This window comes from Absicoccus porci, assembly GCF_003725415.1.
GTDB classification, from domain to species: Bacteria; Bacillota_I; Bacilli_A; order Erysipelotrichales; family Erysipelotrichaceae; genus Absicoccus; species Absicoccus porci.
Genome location: NZ_RJQC01000001.1, coordinates 774,254 through 793,589 on the forward strand (window position 1 = coordinate 774,254; position 19,336 = coordinate 793,589).

14 protein-coding genes and 1 other annotated feature are annotated in these 19,336 nt (G+C 38.7%); of the genes, 3 read left to right on the forward strand and 11 right to left on the reverse strand.

Annotated features, from left to right (window positions below; translation table 11 throughout):
• Positions 1 to 34: 34 nt before the first annotated feature.
• The 3 genes from metF to EDX97_RS03920 are packed head-to-tail and all read left to right on the forward strand — an operon-like array spanning position 35 to position 3,931.
• Positions 35 to 916, forward strand: a complete 882-nt coding sequence (metF, locus tag EDX97_RS03910) for a methylenetetrahydrofolate reductase [NAD(P)H] (RefSeq protein WP_128519869.1) — start codon at positions 35 to 37, stop codon at positions 914 to 916.
• Entirely contained in the window at positions 897 to 1,544 is a 648-nt protein-coding gene (locus EDX97_RS03915) for a vitamin B12 dependent-methionine synthase activation domain-containing protein (RefSeq protein ID WP_128519870.1), read from the forward strand. Before metF ends, EDX97_RS03915 begins: the two co-directional genes overlap by 20 nt.
• Positions 1,544 to 3,931: a homocysteine S-methyltransferase family protein gene (locus tag EDX97_RS03920; protein WP_128519871.1), complete on the forward strand. Its 2,388-nt coding sequence runs from the start codon at positions 1,544 to 1,546 to the stop codon at positions 3,929 to 3,931. The genes EDX97_RS03915 and EDX97_RS03920 overlap by 1 nt, the downstream gene beginning before the upstream one ends.
• Before the next feature lie 162 nt (positions 3,932 to 4,093).
• Here EDX97_RS03920 and EDX97_RS03925 read toward each other — a convergent pair whose 3' ends face one another.
• From EDX97_RS03925 to EDX97_RS03980, 11 genes are all read right to left on the reverse strand, one after another.
• Positions 4,094 to 4,600: a hypothetical protein gene (locus tag EDX97_RS03925; protein WP_128519872.1), complete on the reverse strand. Its 507-nt coding sequence runs from the start codon at positions 4,598 to 4,600 to the stop codon at positions 4,094 to 4,096.
• Positions 4,584 to 4,997 carry a DUF4430 domain-containing protein gene (locus EDX97_RS03930; RefSeq protein WP_128519873.1) on the reverse strand — a complete coding sequence of 138 codons (414 nt, stop codon included), beginning with the start codon at positions 4,995 to 4,997 and terminating at the stop codon, positions 4,584 to 4,586. The genes EDX97_RS03925 and EDX97_RS03930 overlap by 17 nt, the downstream gene beginning before the upstream one ends.
• A gap of 8 nt (positions 4,998 to 5,005) precedes the next feature.
• Complete coding sequence (leuS, locus tag EDX97_RS03935) at positions 5,006 to 7,402, reverse strand: leucine--tRNA ligase (protein ID WP_128519874.1); 2,397 nt, start codon at positions 7,400 to 7,402, stop codon at positions 5,006 to 5,008.
• 32 nt (positions 7,403 to 7,434) lie between these two features.
• Positions 7,435 to 7,633: a binding site (T-box leader), on the reverse strand.
• A 7-nt stretch (positions 7,634 to 7,640) separates the two neighbouring features.
• Positions 7,641 to 7,964, reverse strand: a complete 324-nt coding sequence (locus tag EDX97_RS03940) for a hypothetical protein (RefSeq protein ID WP_183164256.1) — start codon at positions 7,962 to 7,964, stop codon at positions 7,641 to 7,643.
• Between the two features lie 34 nt (positions 7,965 to 7,998).
• On the reverse strand, positions 7,999 to 8,394 hold the full coding sequence (locus EDX97_RS03945) for a competence type IV pilus minor pilin ComGF (RefSeq protein WP_183164257.1): 396 nt from the start codon (positions 8,392 to 8,394) through the stop codon (positions 7,999 to 8,001).
• 116 nt (positions 8,395 to 8,510) lie between these two features.
• Complete coding sequence (locus EDX97_RS03950) at positions 8,511 to 8,894, reverse strand: type II secretion system protein (protein WP_128519877.1); 384 nt, start codon at positions 8,892 to 8,894, stop codon at positions 8,511 to 8,513.
• On the reverse strand, positions 8,872 to 9,171 hold the full coding sequence (gene comGC, locus EDX97_RS03955) for a competence type IV pilus major pilin ComGC (protein ID WP_128519878.1): 300 nt from the start codon (positions 9,169 to 9,171) through the stop codon (positions 8,872 to 8,874). The genes EDX97_RS03950 and comGC overlap by 23 nt, the downstream gene beginning before the upstream one ends.
• A gap of 912 nt (positions 9,172 to 10,083) precedes the next feature.
• Entirely contained in the window at positions 10,084 to 11,067 is a 984-nt protein-coding gene (locus EDX97_RS03965; protein WP_128519880.1) for an ATPase, T2SS/T4P/T4SS family, read from the reverse strand.
• A 49-nt stretch (positions 11,068 to 11,116) separates the two neighbouring features.
• Entirely contained in the window at positions 11,117 to 11,725 is a 609-nt protein-coding gene (locus EDX97_RS03970; protein ID WP_128519881.1) for an MBL fold metallo-hydrolase, read from the reverse strand.
• A 39-nt stretch (positions 11,726 to 11,764) separates the two neighbouring features.
• Positions 11,765 to 11,914, reverse strand: coding sequence for a 50S ribosomal protein L33 (gene rpmG / locus EDX97_RS03975; protein ID WP_128519882.1), 150 nt, complete (start codon positions 11,912 to 11,914; stop codon positions 11,765 to 11,767).
• 125 nt (positions 11,915 to 12,039) lie between these two features.
• Positions 12,040 to 19,149: a DUF7507 domain-containing protein gene (locus EDX97_RS03980; protein ID WP_128519883.1), complete on the reverse strand. Its 7,110-nt coding sequence runs from the start codon at positions 19,147 to 19,149 to the stop codon at positions 12,040 to 12,042.
• Between the last annotated feature and the right edge of the window lie 187 nt (positions 19,150 to 19,336).

The following is a 19,336-nucleotide window of genomic DNA, read 5'->3' on the forward strand; positions in this document are numbered from 1 at the left end:
ATCGTATAATAGGAAAATAGAAAGAAGGAAATATATGTCTATCATTGATATTTTAAATAATAATAAAGTAACCATTTCTTTTGAGGTCTTCCCTCCCAAAAAAGAAACCAATTTTGATGAAGTAGAAAAAGCAGCCCGTCAAATTGCGGATTTGCATCCAAACTTCATGTCGGTAACCTATGGAGCTGGTGGCACCAATAATAAAAACACCGCCCACTTAGCGGCAGATATCCAAAATAAGACATCTACCCCTGTACTCGCTCACTTAACTTGTGTGTCTTCGACAAAAGAACAAGTGGCATCCGTCGTCCATACCTATGAAGATTTAGGCATTGACAGTATCATGGCTTTACGTGGCGACCTACCAAAAGACGGTAAAGTGAGTCCCGATTATACCCATGCGATTGACTTGATTCGTGATATCAAAGCAATCAATCCCAACCTATGCATTGGCGGCGCTTGTTATCCAGAAGGTCATGTGGAATGTGAAAGACAATCCGAAGACATTCAACATTTAAAAGAAAAAGTGGATGCTGGTTTGGATTTTTTAACAACGCAAATGTTTTTTGATAATGATACTTTCTACAATTTTATGTTTAAGATTCGTGAAGCCGGTATTACCGTTCCCGTGTTAGCGGGTATCATGCCTATTACGAAAAAGCGCCAAGTTGCTCGCAGTGTGGCTTTGAGTGGTGCAACCATCCCACATAAATTCCGTCGTATGGTCGATCGTTTTGGCGATAGTGAAGAAACCATGAAACAAGCCGGTATCATTTATGCTTCCGAACAAATTATTGATTTGATTTCCAATGGAATCAATCATATCCATGTATATTCTATGAATCGTCCCGATATTGCTGCTGGTATCATTCAGAATTTGTCTTCTATTATTGATTATGATCGAATTAAAAAATAGTGAAATCCAACGATATCTTGGCTATCAAAAAATCCAACCCGATAAACAAATCAATACGTTGATCGAACGTTGCAAAAAAAACGTCATTCAACGTTCCACGCCAAGAAAAAGCGTCCGTGTCTTCCCACTTATTTTTCAAGAAGATACATTAGTTATTGAAACCATGCATATCCAATCGAAAAGTTTGTATCGAAATTTAGCTGGATGTGACAAAGTGTGTCTAATGGGCGTGACCATTGGTCCTGCCATTGATCAATTGATTCGGCGAGCAGAAATTTCCCATATGGTAGAAGTTGCGATTTACCAAGCCATTGGAGCTGCCTATGCAGAAGCCTGGGCCGATACGGTCAATCAAGAAATCAAAGAAACCATGTTAGGTCAAGGCTATTATTGTCGCCCTCGATTTTCACCTGGATATGGCGATTTTGATTTAAGTTTTCAAACCCAATTCAGCCAATTATTAGATTTACCTCATACAACTGGTATAACGCTGACCGATACCTTATTGATGATGCCATCGAAATCTGTAACTGCATTGATTGGTTGTTCAACCAAAGAAGAACCTTGTATCTTGGCTGGCTGTGAAGTCTGTGAGAAAACCAATTGTTCGTTTAGGAGGAATACATAATGAAAACATTTTTGGATCGTTTAGGAAAAGAATGGCTCTTTTGTGATGGAGCGACGGGTACGATGCTGCAAGATATGGGACTGGCAAGCGGCGAACTACCAGAAACATGGAATTTGACCCATCCCGATGAAGTCCAATCGTATATGGAAGCGTATTTAAAAGCAGGTTCAACCATCATCAACACAAACACATTTGGATTGAATCGAATCAAATTTGGAAAGGATACGCAAAGGATTACCAAAAAAGCCGTAGAAATTGCGAAAGCAGCACGTGATGCAATCAATCCCGATGCCTTTGTTGCTTTAGATATTGGTCCTACGGGTAAATTATTAGCACCCATGGGTGATCTTGCGTTTGAAGAAGCTGTCTCTATTTTTGGTGAAGTCATTCAAGCCGGGGCACAAGCCGGAGCCGATTTGGTTTTGATTGAAACAATGAATGATAGCTATGAATCCAAAGCTGCTGTATTGGCAGCCAAAGAAAATTGTGATCTTCCTGTATGTATCACCAACACCTATGATGAAAGTGGAACGTTGATGACCGGTGCAACCGTTGAATCCATGGTTGCCATGTTAGAAGGTTTAGGCGTGGATGCCCTAGGCGTCAATTGCGGGGTAGGCCCTATTCAAATGAAAGGTGTCATTCAACGTTTAATTGATGCTTCTTCTTTACCTATCATTGTGAATCCCAATGCAGGCTTACCATCGCAGATTCATGGTCGTACCGTCTATGATCTAAAAGCGGAAATGTTTGCTTCAACGATGGCCGAAATTGCCGATATGGGTGTACAAGTTATGGGTGGTTGTTGTGGTACGACTCCAGAATATATTGAACGCATGATCCATATGGTCAAACAGAAACCATTCCAAACAAACACAAAGAAAAATCGCAGTGTGATTTCTTCGGGTTCGCAAGTCGTAGAAATTGGACCGAAACCAGTTATCATTGGTGAACGTATCAATCCAACCGGAAAGAAACGTTTTAAACAGGCTTTACGTGATCATGATATCAACTACATTTTAGGCGTTGGCTTAAAACAAGAAGAAGATGGCGCTATGGTCTTGGATGTCAATGTGGGTCTTCCCGATATTGATGAACCCAGTATGATGTGTGAAGTCATGACCAATCTTCAAAGCATTACTTCCCTTCCTCTACAAATTGATACGTCGGATCCGATTGCTTTAGAAAAGGCTTTACGTTTATATAATGGCAAGCCAATGATCAATTCTGTGAATGGAAAGCAAGAAAACATGGATGTAATTTTTCCTTTGGTGAAAAAATATGGCGGTGTAATCGTTGGTTTATGTTTGGATGAACAAGGCATTCCCGAAACAGCACAGGATCGATATGAAGTAGCACAAAAAATTGTAAATACAGCAGCTACTTATGGAATCGAAAAAAAGGATATCGTATTGGATGCGTTGGCTATGACCATTTCTTCCAATACGGCCAGTGCCAAAATTACCTTAGATACGATTCGTATGATCACGGAACAACTGCATTGTCATAGTATTTTAGGTGTTTCCAATATTTCATTTGGTTTACCACATCGCGAAATCATCAACTCGCATTTTTTGACCATGGCCATCAACAACGGTCTATCTTGTGCCATTATCAATCCGGGCAATGAAAGTATGATGCGTGCGTATCGTGCGAGTTGTGCCCTATTAAATATGGATCCACAATGTATGGATTATATTTCTACCTATGCAGATGTCCCGGATGAAAAGATAGAAACGATCCATTCGGCTAAAAAAACAAAACAGAATGTTGAAGAAACGTTATCCAGTGCGGTTCAACATGGTTTGGTTGAACAAGCCAAAATCTTATGTGAAAAAGAAATCCAAACTAAAAATGGATTGGATATCATTGATCAAGAATTGATTCCGGCCTTGGATATTGTGGGACAAGGATTTGAAAAGAAAACCATCTTTTTGCCACAGTTGTTGATGAGTGCGGATGCCGCAAAAGCCGCGTTTGAAGTCATCAAACAATCGATGGCGGATACCCCGCAAAAAATTAAGGGACGAATTATTTTGGCAACGGTCAAAGGCGATATTCATGATATTGGCAAAAACATTGTGAAAGTCATGTTGGAAAATTATGGCTATCAAGTCATTGATCTTGGTAAAGATGTAGACCCGGAAGTTATTGTTGATACAGCGATTAAAGAAAACATTTCTTTGGTTGGTTTAAGTGCTTTAATGACAACAACAGTTGTCAGCATGGAACAAACCATCCAATTGCTTCATGAAAAGAAACCCGATACCAAAGTCATGGTGGGTGGTGCTGTCATGACCCAAGAATATGCGGATGCGATTGGTGCAGATTATTATGGTAAAGATGCTATGGAAAGTGTCCGTTATGCCAATTCTCTCTTTGGATAATAAAAGGCAGAAATGAGTTTTACGCTCGTTTCTGCTTTTTTAGGTGCTTTAAATTATAGCGGGGTATGATCCAAAATCATTTTTTAAACTTGGCGAGGTAATCAACCTCGCCAGGAATTTAAAGGTGGGGGTCAACCCCGCTATTATTTAATATATCTTTTTTTATTGTTTAATTAAAAAATGATCCATGACTTTACAGACAGGCTTATACAATAAGAAGACCATCCAAAAATTGCTGATGCCATGAAGAATATCGAAAGGAATGCCGCTGATCCACCAAGAAATCATCATATTGAAACCACCAATAAAGAAATAGACAAGTGCACACATGGCGCCAAAGAACAGGCCAAAAGCGGCGGCAAGGATACTAAACGTAATGGTAGAATCCCAGCGTTTGAGTTTCATGACCAAAAAAACAAGAAAGGGCCAAATGTAGAGGTACATAAAGACCCATACATTAAAGCCCCAAATCATTGTTTCTAGAAGAATGTAGACCGCTACGATCAATAATGTCTTCCATCCAAAATAAAGCGTGTAAACAATCAACAACAAGGTTACAGGCTCTACATTCGGAATGGCTGCCATCGCCATCTTGGAAGTTTCTAAGATGGCGGTCAGCAATGCCATCAAAACCAATGTATGTGTATCCCAATTAGTTGCCTTTTTCATAAACAAGACGGAATTTATCGTTCTTCTTTACGGTTTGGGAATCCACACCATTTTGACCATATTTACCATTGACATAAATAGACCAATAAGCCTTATCTTTATTATAATCAGCTTTTAAGCCATTGACCGTGGTGATATACGTTCCGTATTCACTCTTGGTTCCTTTGATGGAGAATTCATCGGAATTTTTATCCAATTCCTTCAAGGCCGCTCCTAGATATTTCTTATCTGTAGATGCTTCATATGTCTTTTTGTTTCCTTTATCATCCACAACCGTTACCGTATATTCTTTGGAACCCACCATTGTGGTTGGTTGATTGGCTTTGTAGATACCAAAGAAGACAGCGGCGATAACGACTAACGCAATAATAAGACCAATTATTTTTTTACGTTTCATTCTATCACCTACTTAGCAACAATGTTGACAACTTTACCTTTGACAACAATGATCTTCTTGATTTCTTTGCCTTCCAATTGTCGTTGTACATTCTGCAATGCCAAAGCTCCATCTTGTAACGATTGATCATCACTGCCTACTGGCATTTCAAATTTACCACGTACTTTACCATTAACTTGAGCAATAACAGTAACGGATTTTTCAACCAACTTCGATTCATCATAGGTTGGCCATGGTTCATACGCAATGGTATCTTTATGACCAAATACGGTTGCCCATAATTCTTCACCTAGATGTGGTGCAAAACAACTGAACATCTTCACAAAACCTTCGGCATATTCACGAGGAATGGATTTGGCTTTATAGGCATCATTGATGAAAACCATCATTTGTGAGATAGCGGTATTAAAACGCAATGCATCGATATCATGACTGACTTTCTTAACGGTTGCGTTGTAGCTCTTATCTAGAGCACCATCGTTTGTATCGGTGATATTGGCAACTTCCGTAAAGAAACGATTGACACGTTCCAACCATTTACGTGTACCATCTAGACCTGTTGTTGACCAAGGTAAAGCAGATTCCAAAGGTCCCATAAACATTTCATATACACGTAAGGCATCCGCACCATGAGATTTGACAATATCATCTGGATTAACAACATTGCCACGAGATTTACTCATCTTTTCACCATTGGATCCTAAAATCATACCTTGATGGAATAATTTTTGGAAAGGTTCTGGTGTAGGAACTACACCACAATCGTATAAAACTTTGTGCCAGAAACGAGAATACAATAAGTGCAATACAGCATGTTCAGCACCACCGACATATAAATCAACTGGTAACCAGTGTTTTAATAGTTTTGGATCTGCTAAAGCTTTATCATTATGTGGATCGATATAACGTAAATAATACCAGCAAGAACCAGCCCATTGTGGCATCGTATTGGTTTCACGTTTTCCTTTCACCCCATCGATTTCGACATTGACCCAATCGGTTAAATGTGCCAATGGACTTTCGCCATTATCGCTTGGTTGATAATTATTTGTAGCTGGTAATTCCAATGGCAATTCATCCAATTCAACAGCGCGTTGCGTACCATCTTCCATATTGATGATAGGAATTGGTTCTCCCCAATATCTTTGTCTAGAGAATAACCAATCACGAAGTTTATAGGTTGTTTTAGCTTCACCACAATGATGTTCTTCCAACCATGCCAACATCTTCTTAATGGCATCTTCTTTGTTCAAACCATCCAACCATTCGGAATTGATATGTACACCATCTTCGGTATAGGCTTCTTTGGAAATATCACCACCAGCCAATACTTGAATGATTGGTAAATCAAATTTTTTCGCAAATTCATAGTCACGTGTATCATGGGCAGGAACAGCCATGATAGCTCCGGTTCCATAGCTTGCCAATACATAGTCAGAAATCCAGATTGGGATCTTCTTTCCGTTGACTGGATTAATGGCATATGCACCAGTAAATACACCGGTCTTATCTTTGTTCAGATCTGTACGTTCCAAATCGGATTTGGTTGCACAAATCTTTTTATAGGCATCAACGGCTTCTTTTTGTTCTGGTGTCGTGATTTCATCGACAAATGGATGTTCCGGAGACATAACACAATAGGTAGCTCCAAATAATGTATCACAACGAGTGGTGAAGACCGTAAATTCTTTGTCGTATCCATCAATCTTGAAAATAACATTCGCACCTTGTGATTTACCAATCCAATTTTTTTGCATTTCAATGGTGGATTGTGGCCAATCCAATAATTTCAAATCATCCAATAAACGTTCGGCATAGGCTGTGATTTTTAATACCCATTGACGCATGGGCTTACGAATCACTGGATATCCGCCACGTTCGCTCTTACCATCAATGACCTCTTCGTTGGCTAAAACGGCTTTTAATTCTGGACACCAGTTGACGGGAATTTCATCAACATAGGCTAGACCTTTCTTATACAACTGCAAAAAGATCCATTGTGTCCATTTATAATAGGATGGATCGGACGTATTGACTTCACGATCCCAATCGTAACTAAATCCTAAGGATTGGATTTGGGTACGGAAATGATCGATATTTCGTTTCGTAAAGGTAGCCGGATGATGTCCTGTCTGGATGGCATATTGTTCAGCTGGCAAACCAAAGGCATCCCATCCCATTGGATGCAGAACATTATATCCTTCCATTCTTTTTTTACGAGCAATAATATCAGTTGCCGTATATCCTTCTGGATGACCTACATGTAAACCTTGGCCACTTGGATACGGGAACATATCCAATACATAATACTTTGGCTTAGAAAAATCAGATGTATCACATTTAAATGTTTTCTCATCTAACCATCTCTTTTGCCATTTTTTCTCAATTGTCTGATGATCGTACATTTTTCTCCTCCTACAATAAAAAAACGCCCTTATCTAAGGACGTTTGAAACGCGGTACCACCTTAGTTATCAAATATAACATTTGATCACTCAACTCTTTTAACGCAAGAGAACGGATAACATTACTTATCAGCTCCTTAGCAAGTTCAAGGTCATTTCTTCCTGATTTTCACCAACCATCAAGTCTCTACAAACAAATGATACCTTTACTACTCTAATTCTTCGCCTATGCTTCGATTTTACCTTTTTTTTAAAACAGAGTCAATATCCATCGAAATGATTGCTTGATCATCATAATAAATCTTCATGGTCACGATACGATTGGCTTTGGCATAGGTACATTCCACATAGGTTTTATGATCGTGGAAGGAAACCGATATGCCATCAATAGACACATTCTTTTCATCCATTCGCGACGTTCCACAACGCAGAGCCATTTGGTTTTGACGTATCATGGCCTTAGCGTAAGATATACACGATAAATCAATCACATTTTGTTTTCCACATTGAACCAAAGCAACTTGCTGTAAAGTCTCTAAGGATAAAACACTCATTATTTGCATCAATAACACAAAACAAACCAATGCGATCCAGGTGCTATACCCATTCATAGATCTGATAGGTTTGTTTGTTTCCTTGCTGATCAATCGTAAGATAAATTCCCTTTTCTTGTTTCTGAAATGTTGCCCCATCAATATTCTCCATCCATATTTCATAGCCTGGTTGTTTGACCAAACGATGCTTATCATAACCGATTTGATAGGTTTCATGGTTCATATCAATAATCAATATACCTTCTTGTACATGGCAAGTGGCTAAAGCACAGCGTTGTCGTAACTGAAGGATAGCAACTTCTATCTGAATGGTTTGGCGAGATGTATACATATGATACACACTCAGAATCAAAACAAACGCCAACATACTTACTAATAGCGATACATACAAAGACAATAAAGCTTCAATCAGCGTAAAACCATTTCGTTTCGATTTCATCATCGATCCTGCTTTCTGCATTGGATTTGGCTAAACCCGCCATCATTACCACCAACAATACACAAATGGTTACAATCAAAAAAGCCAAGAGAGCTTCGGCCAAAGTGAAACCATTTTTATTCAAGGCGACCACGTCCAGATCCCAATTGAAAAATCAAACGACTCGATGTTTTTCCTTGATAACAGGTAATGGTTAACGCATTCGAGATATTTCCTTTCGCATTGTAGTGATAGGTAGCCGACTCACAAGATACACTAGATGGATAACGAAGCGAATGTCCATCGAAAGAAACCGAATGATCCGACCAAATTACGGATACTTCCCGTTTTTCACGCATGGCTCTTTCTTGCATGAGGATGCTTTGATCCAACATTTGTTTCATAAACAAACGCAAACTCGGACGATAGGGTCTTACTTGTATGGCCAGGATACAAAAAATCATCAATACAAATAGAGTTTGTAGCATAGTAAATCCATTATTGGGCTTTCGCATCTCCATTCACGATCACCACCTGCTTGCCATTGGGACATGTATCTTGTCCTTTTTTGAGATAGCCACCCGAAATTAGATCCGATACAGAAGTCGGTGTTTTATCGTGATCAATTTCATACAATAGGATTTGCGAGTTCACAATATCCAATAAGGCATTACATCCTTTGGCACGAATAATTTTTTCTTTTTGCTGGATATTAGGTAAAGTAATCAATAAAAGAACCGCAACAATCAACATGACAATCATCATTTCTAATACCGTAAACGCATTTTTCTTTTTCATGCAACCTCCTAGAACGTCTGTAATAAATTTAACGGTAATAATAAAACTTGATAGAAAACCAACACCAAGATAGCCACACTAGTATAAGAAAACAATTGAACAAATAAAATATATTTTTTGATGTGTGCTTGTATGTCATATAATCTACGCGATTGATAGATGGGTAAAATATGTAGCAAATTGGAACTGTTCATTCCCAATTGAATACAACGCATAAATAATGGATCCTTTCCAAATTCGCTATGAAGTGCATCCAACAAGGATACCCCTTTTTCTAATTGCGATTGAATATGTATCGCATTGGTCTTGGTTGCTTTCATTTTGGTCATCGTTTGAATGCATACTTGAGTCGAACAACCATTTTCTAATAGAGCACACCATATTAAAGAAAACGAATAATAATCAATGGATCGAAACAAGGGCAATGTTTCGATTTTATTCTGTAGGAATGGAATCCAATGTCGACAAATAAAACCAAGAATCAATAAAAGTAACAGCACAAATAAAAAGGTATAGCCAATCTGAAGCGCACGGACCAATCCCATGGATGTAGAGGAGGAATCATAAGTCAACAAAGACGGTATGATCGTTTGTGAAAAGAAGAGAATGAGTCCATAGGAAAAAAGAAAGAGAAAGGTTGGATAGGCCAGTGCGCGTAGAACTTTTGTCGTTAATTCAGATTGAACTGTATCTAAAGCATCCGCACAACGGATGGCTTTATCAAAAGGCAGTGATTGGCATAAAATATGTAAGGTTTGAAAATATGGTTCTTTGGTATTGACACACAACATGTCAACCAATGATTTTCCTTGAGCCAAACCAGCTAATATTTTTTTGTGTTCTTTAAAACTTAATTCAATCATGGTTGCCGTATCCAAACCATGTTGATTCAATAACGCAAATTGTTTGATTTCATCCTTTGAGATCTTGTATGTCCAATTCGGCTTGTTTGTCAGTGATATCTCCTTGGATAAGAGCTTTGCGAATGGCTTGATCCAAAGTGATATGCGTCGGTGAATAGGCATCGTTTTCCAAGACATAGCGCAGTTCCTTTCCTGTCAGCAATTCATAAATACATTGTTTGGAAGAAGCAGAAGACATATATAATCGTTGGGCTAAGATGGCTGTTAGCGTTGTTTTTAACTCGTATTTGGCAATACCAAAATCCATCATACGTGAAATACTTTCTTTTCCATTTTTGGCATGTAACGTTGTAAAGACCATATGTCCCGTCAACGCCGCGCGTATGACCATCTTCGCTGTATAACTATTACGCGTTTCTCCAATCAAAATCACATCGGGATCGTGTCGTAATAATTCTTCGATTCCGCATTCATACGTAAATCCTTGAGATGGATTGATTTCCAATTGTAGATAGGATGGATCGTCAATTTCAATGGGATCTTCTAAGCTCACCACTTTATAACGTTTATTTAGAGCAATTTCATGTAGAATGGCATGCAAGGTAGTGGTCTTTCCTGAATTGGTGGGTCCTACACATAAAACCAAACCTTGACGAATGGTTGTTAATTGATGTAAGAACTGTCGTTGTGATACATCCAACGTTAAATCTTCAATTTTCAGATCCATTTGCGTATGAAGCAAGCGCAAAACACCTGTTTGGATATCGTGATTGTAGATGACACTGAATCGACAAAAAATATCATGATAGACAAATTGTCCACTTTGCGGTATCCATGGATTGGTCAAATCAAAACGAGCATGAAATTTCAAGAATTCAAAAAAAGCAGGTTTCCATACATTTTGATAAATATCTATTAATCCTTGCATCGTACGTAATTGAATATGTAACTGTCCATGACTACAAGTAAAATGAATATCACTGGCTCGTTTATCAAGGGCTAATTGAATCAATGCATCTAATAGTTCTTCCATGTACTCTAATACGGACAGAAAAAAAAGAAGTACAAAATATGTACTTCCATTATTCCATCATGGAATTCCATTGTTTTTCATGTTCCAGGGTCGATGCCGGTCCATGTCCAGGATATACGATATAGTTGATATAGAGTTTCTTTAGGGTATGAAGCGATTCATTCATTTGTGAATACGAACCAGTTGGCATGTCTACCCTTCCACAAGAACCCATAAATAGTGTATCTCCCGAAAACATATACTGATCAATCAAAAATACACAAGAACCTCGTGTATGTCCTGGTGTATGAAGAACTTCCAATTCAAAGGCACCAATTTTACATTTTGGCAGTGTTAGAGCCGTTGGTGAAACTTTGCATCGAAAAGGCATACCAAAGTAAGATGATACGTTCAATTTGTCATCATCAAAGAAATCAAATTCACTGGAATACACATAAACAGGTACGGGATGTTTTTCTAAAATACTGGGAATTCCACCAATATGATCAAAATGTGCATGGGTCAATGCGATGGCATCCAATACGGCATTCTCAGATTTTAAAATGGCATCCAAATCATCAAATGGTCCACCCGGATCAATAACCAGTGCATGTCCTTCATTAATCAAAACATAGCAATTGGTATCGATGGGACCAAGCATACGTGTAATTACTTTCATAACGTTCACATATATAAAAAAGACCGAAAACGGTCTTTTTTATCTTTTCTCCTTATGTTCAGTCATTTTATTGCATTTTGGACAATATTTTTTGATTGTCATGCGATCAGGATGTTTCTTTTTATTACGAGTACCAATGTAGTTTTCTTCTCCACATACAGAACACTTAAAAGTAATACGATCTCTCATTCGTCTCACACCTTTCCACGTTAACGATAGAATTGTATCAAAATTGCTTTCATTGTGCAAGAACAATTCATCATACATTGAAAAAGTGGGTCAAACCCACTTTTTCATTCGAATCAAAACAATGATTATTCATCGTCTCTTCTTCGTTTTAGACTCATCAGTAATCCGGCAGCAGCTAACATCGCAGCGGCATATGTGCCTCCAAAAGTAGCTACACCTGTATTTGTCGTGTCGTTATTCTTGGTTTCTTTTGTCACTTTCGCAGGTGTTAATACTTTATCGGATGTATGTCCTGGAACGATGATTGGATCATCGCCTTTTGATGTTTTTGCGGTTGCGGTTACATCATTCACAACCGAACCTTTGACTTGATCTGCTTCGGTTACAATATAACTTGTTGTCCATGTCTTCGATTCACCTGGTTGTAAGGATTCGATCGACCAAATATCCTTTGTGAGAGGATCTTCTACCTTAATATCACGCAACTCAACATTACCATCATTTTCGGCTTTTATACGATATGTGATTGTTTCACCCTTTGTATAACCGTCTTTATTTTGTGGTGTGCTTGTTGTTGTCTTCGTTAAGGTCAGATGAGGCTGACTCTTTTCCGTTTCATTCATTACTTCACCTGGAGTCACATCTGGTTTATCACCAGTCGAATCTCTACCATCCGCGGTAGCTACATTAACGACTTTTCCTTTGGCTATATCTTCCGCTTTCACTGTATATTGCGTATCGAATGTTTTGGACTCACCTGGCTTTAATGTACCAGCTTTCCAATGATTATCAGTTAATTCATCATCCACTGTCACATTTTCAATCGTAACATTACCATTATTGGTTACCGTAACCGTGTAATGAATCGTTTCATTTAATTTAACTGGATGATCTTTATCGGATGTCTTTTCAACGATTAAGCTTGGTTTCGCCGTTTCTACTGGTGTATCCACTTCATCTTTTACTGGATCATTGCCATCAGAAGTAGCTGTAGCCACATTCTTGATATGACCAGCACGTACGTCTTTATCCGTAACAACATACGTTGTATCAAAGGATTTTTCTTCCCCAGCACCTAATTCATCAACAGTTTCATTCAATCCTGTTAAGTCATCAGTAACATTTACATTCTTCGCTACCGTTGTACCAGTATTCTTAACCGTAATCTTATACGAAATCGTTTCACCATTTCGATATAATTGACCATCCTTAGGTGTACTTGTAACCGTCTTCGAAATTTCTAATCGATCAAATTGATCTTCCTTATCATGACCATCAAAGTCTTTACCACCATCGAATTTTGCCGTAACAACATTCTTATACTCTTTGGCATCTACATCTTCTTTTGTTACAACATGGGTCGCCGTTGTCTTAACGGTTGCTCCTGGTGCAACATTTGTAAATACCTTTTCACCTGTAATTTGAACGTCATCTTGTTCAACAATCGTAATGGTTTTTGCCTTGTCGTAAATATTCGTTACTTCAATCGTGAATGTAATCGTATCGCCGACTTTATATGTCTTTGAATCGTGTTTCTTCGTTACAACTAAATCCGAAGGAACATCTTTATCCGTAACGGTCAATTTACCTTTATTTAATGTGATGATGTAGTTCTTATCTTTGAAGTTCTTTTCCTTCTTGTATGTAATGTCATTATCTGATGAACCAACATACATTTGCGAACCTGTTGCCTTGATATCACTGACTTCACCTTCGACAAAGCCATCGCCACATACTGTCACTTTTGAGTTGGTTAATGGCGTACCATCATAGGTCTTGCTATCACTTTCTGATGTTAAAGTAACCTTTCGAGGATTCACAGTTAATGTTCCATTTTTCGTCTCGATATTCGAGAACTGATCCGTTACATCTTCGTCACCCTTCAGGATCTTGACAGATGCAATCTTGTTTTCTGTACTACCAACATCTGTGATACTGCCTTCTGTTGTCACTTTTACAGTGAATCCATCTGGCAATCCAGTGACTTTATAACCATCTTGACTTAATGCTTTGCCATCATACGTCTTTTCATTACTCTTAGCTGTAACAGTAATTTTATCGGTATTTGGCGTAATCGTTAATGTACCTTCATTTTTGGTGATTTCGTAATTCCTTTCTTTGAAACCATCATGTGTATCATACGCAATCGTATTCGTTGTAGAACCAACCTTTGTGATTGATCCAGTCGCACGAATATTATCAGCTTCACCTTCGACAAAACCATCACCTGTTACTGTAACATCAGATGATTTCAATGCCGTTCCATCATATGCCTTGCTTGCACTATCCGATGTCAAGTTCACTTTACGTTTGTTGACAGTTAATGTTCCATTTTTCGTCTCGATATTCGAGAACTGATCCGTTACATCTTCGTCACCCTTCAGGATCTTGACAGATGCAATCTTGTTTTCTGTACTACCAACATCTGTGATACTGCCTTCTGTTGTCACTTTTACAGTGAATCCATCTGGCAATCCAGTGACTTTATAACCATCTTGACTTAATGCTTTGCCATCATACGTCTTTTCATTACTCTTAGCTGTGACAGTAATTTTATCGGTATTTGGCGTAATCGTTAATGTACCTTCATTTTTGGTGATTTCGTAATTCCTTTCTTTGAAACCATCATGTGTATCATACGCAATCGTATTCGTTGTAGAACCAACCTTTGTGATTGATCCAGTCGCACGAATATTATCAGCTTCACCTTCGACAAAACCATCACCTGTTACTGTAACATCAGATGATTTCAATGCCGTTCCATCATATGCCTTGCTTGCACTATCCGATGTCAAGTTCACTTTACGTTTGTTGACAGTTAATGTTCCATTTTTCGTCTCGATATTCGAGAACTGATCCGTTACATCTTCGTCACCCTTCAGGATCTTGACAGATGCAATCTTGTTTTCTGTACTACCAACATCTGTGATACTGCCTTCTGTTGTCACTTTTACAGTGAATCCATCTGGCAATCCAGTGACTTTATAACCATCTTGACTTAATGCTTTGCCATCATACGTCTTTTCATTACTCTTAGCTGTGACAGTAATTTTATCGGTATTTGGCGTAATCGTTAATGTACCTTCGTTTTTGGTGATTTCGTAATTACTTTCTTTGAAACCATCATGCGTTGTATAGGTAATCGTATTGGCTACATTACCAACCTCTGTTATAGATCCAATGGCTTTAATATCACTAACTTCGCCCTCGACAAAGCCATCGCCGCCTACAGTAACATCTGGTTTAGTTAATTCTTTACCATCATATGCCTTGCTGGCACTCTCAGATATTAGGGTCACATGCCGTTTCGTAATCGTTAATATACCATTTTTTTGTACAATATTCGCAAATTGATCCGTTACATCCTTGCCATCGCTATCTTTGATTACAACCGTTTGAATCACATTATTGATTTCACCAAAATCTGTGATACTACCGCTTGTTGTCACTTTTGCTGTAAATCCATCTGGTAATCCCTTTACCTTATAGTTTGATTCAGTCAAAGGGGTACCATCATAAATCTTGGATGCATTGTGCGCCGTAACCACGATTTCATCTATATTTTGTGTAATCGTTAATGTACCTTCTTTGATATTGATATCGTAGTTCTCTTTATCAAAGTCACTATTTTCTGTATAGGTAATCGTATTCTTGGTAGAACCTACTTTGGTGATCGAACCCGTCGCTTTAATATTTGAAACTTCATCATCAACGAATCCAGCCCCACTTACTGTCACATCTGGTTTCGTGAGTGCCTTACCGTCGTATTTCTTTGTGGCACTTTCGGAAGTTAAAGTCACCTGACGTTTTGTCACCAACAAATGACCATCACTGACTTGAATCGAAATCGAATACTTATTCAAATCATTGCCAGTTACTTCAAAATCACCAGCCGTCAAGCCCATCGCATACGTGCCGGCTTTTTTACCAGTAGCTGCTTTTGCTTGGGCAGCCGATTCATCCAATGTCAATCCAGAAGGTAGACCCGAAGTAGCTTTTCCATCTACCGTATAAGATAATGTATAACCACTAGCAGAATGACTCTTTCCATCATAGACATGAGATGCCTCATTTCCAGTGACTTGGATCACGAGTGATTTTTTCTTTTTCCATTGTGCATACAAGTCGTTATCACTTGTATTGTCGACCAAAATAGTTTCACCGGCTTGGATTGATTTTCCACTACTATCTTTCCAGCCATCAAAGTAATATCCATTTGGAACTGCAAATCCAGCTTCTGTATTGGTATAGGCCTTGAACGATACGTTGTTTTCTAATTCATCCGAATTATTGATCGTTTGTTTTTTTGTTAATTCAACACCATCTGGATAATTCGAATGATACGTCAAACTTGTTGTCTTGGCAGGATCGCCATAGATTGCATACAACGTCATATTACCAGTCACTTCTATTTTATCGCCTGGATAATAAGTAGTGCCAGATCCGTTTTTATCTGTTGCCCAATATAAGAATGATTTCTTATTTGGTGCCGTCAAGCCTTTGCCCGATTGAATGTCTGCATACGTTCCATTTACATAGTGTTTAGGATCGGTAACGCTTCCGCCACCACCATTCGCATCATAGGTGATCGTATACTTTTGCGTACTTAGATAATGTGGATACAACACAAGATCACTATAGAGTTGAGTATCCAAATTAAAGGTCGTGTAGTTATTGCCATCTTTGGTTGCCCAACCAATCCATTCCGTATTTTCTGGAATCATGATAATGGTGCCAGATCCTTCCGATAGAATATTTCCATCTGCATCTTTTACCGTTGGTAAAAGCGAAGGATTGATTTTTTCTCCATACTGGACATCGATTGGAATTGTCATTCCATCACCACTCATTGTCGTATGAATGGTTGCCGTATACGTCGGTGCTGCCCATTTTGCATACAGGGTCAACCCCGCTGCTGGCATCACCGAATGGAAATCAAATTTTTGTGTCGTTTCGGGATCTTTATACCATCCCTGGAAAGTAAAACTATCTGGAATTCCCGAAGGACGAGCTGGTGTATAGTTCGCAAACGAATTTAATGATTGTTCATACAGAACGGATTCCTCTCTCGATACACCATTATAGTTATAGAATGCCAATTCATAACTATTTCTTGTATACCGCACATAAAGATCTTGTCTGCTTCCACGTACCGATTGACCTGCACTGGTATTTGTCCATGAACCATTACTTCCTAAACGATATTGGGAAACCGTAAATCCCGTATATTTATTCGTGAACGTAAAGCTTCCATTACCTGCCTGCGTAGAATTGGTAGGTGTCGTATAGGAGCCATTTAAATTTTGTTTGTAATGGTGAATGGTACGTACTGCAGAGTAATCCTCTTTTGTTAGCGTTAATGTTTGATTTCCGTTTCCATCCGTTGTATGTGTCAGCTTGTCAAAAATAAACGCATCCAAGAAAGTAAGTATAGTATTATCACTCTCTTGCCAACATTTTCCATTACCTGGTGATGGCCAGCTATATCCATTCTGTTCCAATGTCTGGCCATATAAACCGGTAAAGGTATAAAGCGTCGTAGTACCACCCCAAAAAGACCGTTCTTGGAAATGGATGGTCATCGAAACACGATCGTAATAAACATTTAATACGGTTGTCCCATCACCATTGATACTAACGGACGTGGATTTCGATGCATTGTAACGGAAACCCGTATAGTCTTGATTTCGATCCGAATAAGATGGAGAAACCACATCTCCGGTTTGGCCTGTACGTGTTTCGGAATTTTCGTAATCATAGGTCTTACTGCTATCGGTTGCATCCTTACTATCATTGATGGATTGTTTCCAATAGATGACTGTATAAGATGTATCCGTATTGGCAGACCATACGGCATAGATCGTTTGATTATCACTCATCATTTGTCCAAAATGATAGTTTACGGATCCACCCTCTGTGGTCGACCACCCTTTAAATGTATAACCTGGACGCGTTGGATCGTTTGGTTTTTGGGTTTGTTTTCCAGCGGCTACAAATTCCGGTTCGATATATGAAGCATTATCTCCGGTTGAAAAATATAAATAATGACCTTTTTCAATTTTCGGATATAATGTCACATTGTGATCCGATAAAGTTACCTCAGTAACTGCGTTGGTCAACGCTTTATCTGTATACCAACCAGTTACGGATTCTTCTGATCCCAATGGTACCGAAACATCGGAAGTCGTAATGACATCACCAGGTGCTCCCTCTTTGGTATTGAAAACACGACCTGTCTTATCTGTAAAGAATACATATAACTTTTGTGAAAAGACAGGATATACGTCAACTGTCGAAGTCTTCTCAACCGTGACCGGTTTCGTAATATCAAAGTTGGCTTCACTCGCACCTTGACTGGTTGCCCATCCTTTAAAAATATTACCTTCTTTTTCTGGTGTTTCTGGTGCTGTTAAAATTTCACCATTTTTCACCTTTTGAGTAGAATATACATCACCATTGGCATCGTGGAATTGATACGTCGCCACGGCAGGATCTTCATCCTCCGTTCCAATACCAGTAATTACATAGATAGAAAAGGCATTGGCTTGAAAAGTTGCGCCTTGTGCGGAAGCATTCTGAGATACGGTTTGAACGGTACCATTGTCTTCTTGATGGACAACGGTAAAATCTTTACCCTTCAAACTCTCATTTAATTGCATGTTTACTTGTACACCCTGTCCATCTTTTGGCTCGATTTCTTTGCCCGAAGAATCATAGAATGTAATATCTACACCAATCGCATCTTCTACTTTTTCATTTCCTGTAATCGTTTGTTTCGCAATTTGTGTTGCTTTCGTACTCGATACAGGCGTGATTGTCATTGTCGTGCCTTCCGGGAATATTCCTTCCACCGCACTGACATGAACCGTTATTTTCCCTGCACTCTTCGAAAAATTTTGTGCGGGATAGGATACTTTTTCTTCTTCATTGCTTGTTGTGTTTGTATCCTCTTCATTGGTTGCTGTTTGGGTTGTTGGTTCTTCCTGTGGGGTTGTCTCAACTTCCGTTGTTGCCTGTGGTTCTGTTGTCGTTTGTTCAGACGGAGATGTATCTGTCTTTTGTGGAACATTCGATTCAGTTGTTTGATTCGCCTCCTCGGTCGATGGCGTTTCTGCCGTTGTTGGTTGTTCTTTAATATCTTCTCCATACGTTGGTGTAACGGAAGAAGTGAACGTTGAAACGACCATACCGAAAACGATCAAAACACTGAGCAGTTTTTTAATACCTTTCTGCATCAGTAGTCCTCCCTCTTAAAATTGTTGTTCAAAAAATAATACAAAAATACGCTCTTTCATTGAATGATTGTTCTGTTCTTTTTTACTGAATCTGAAATAGGATACACTTCGAATTTTTGGTTTTCTTTCGATATCTTTCTATTGTGTATTTTGCATACACCATATGGGGTTGATTCTATTTTTTTTA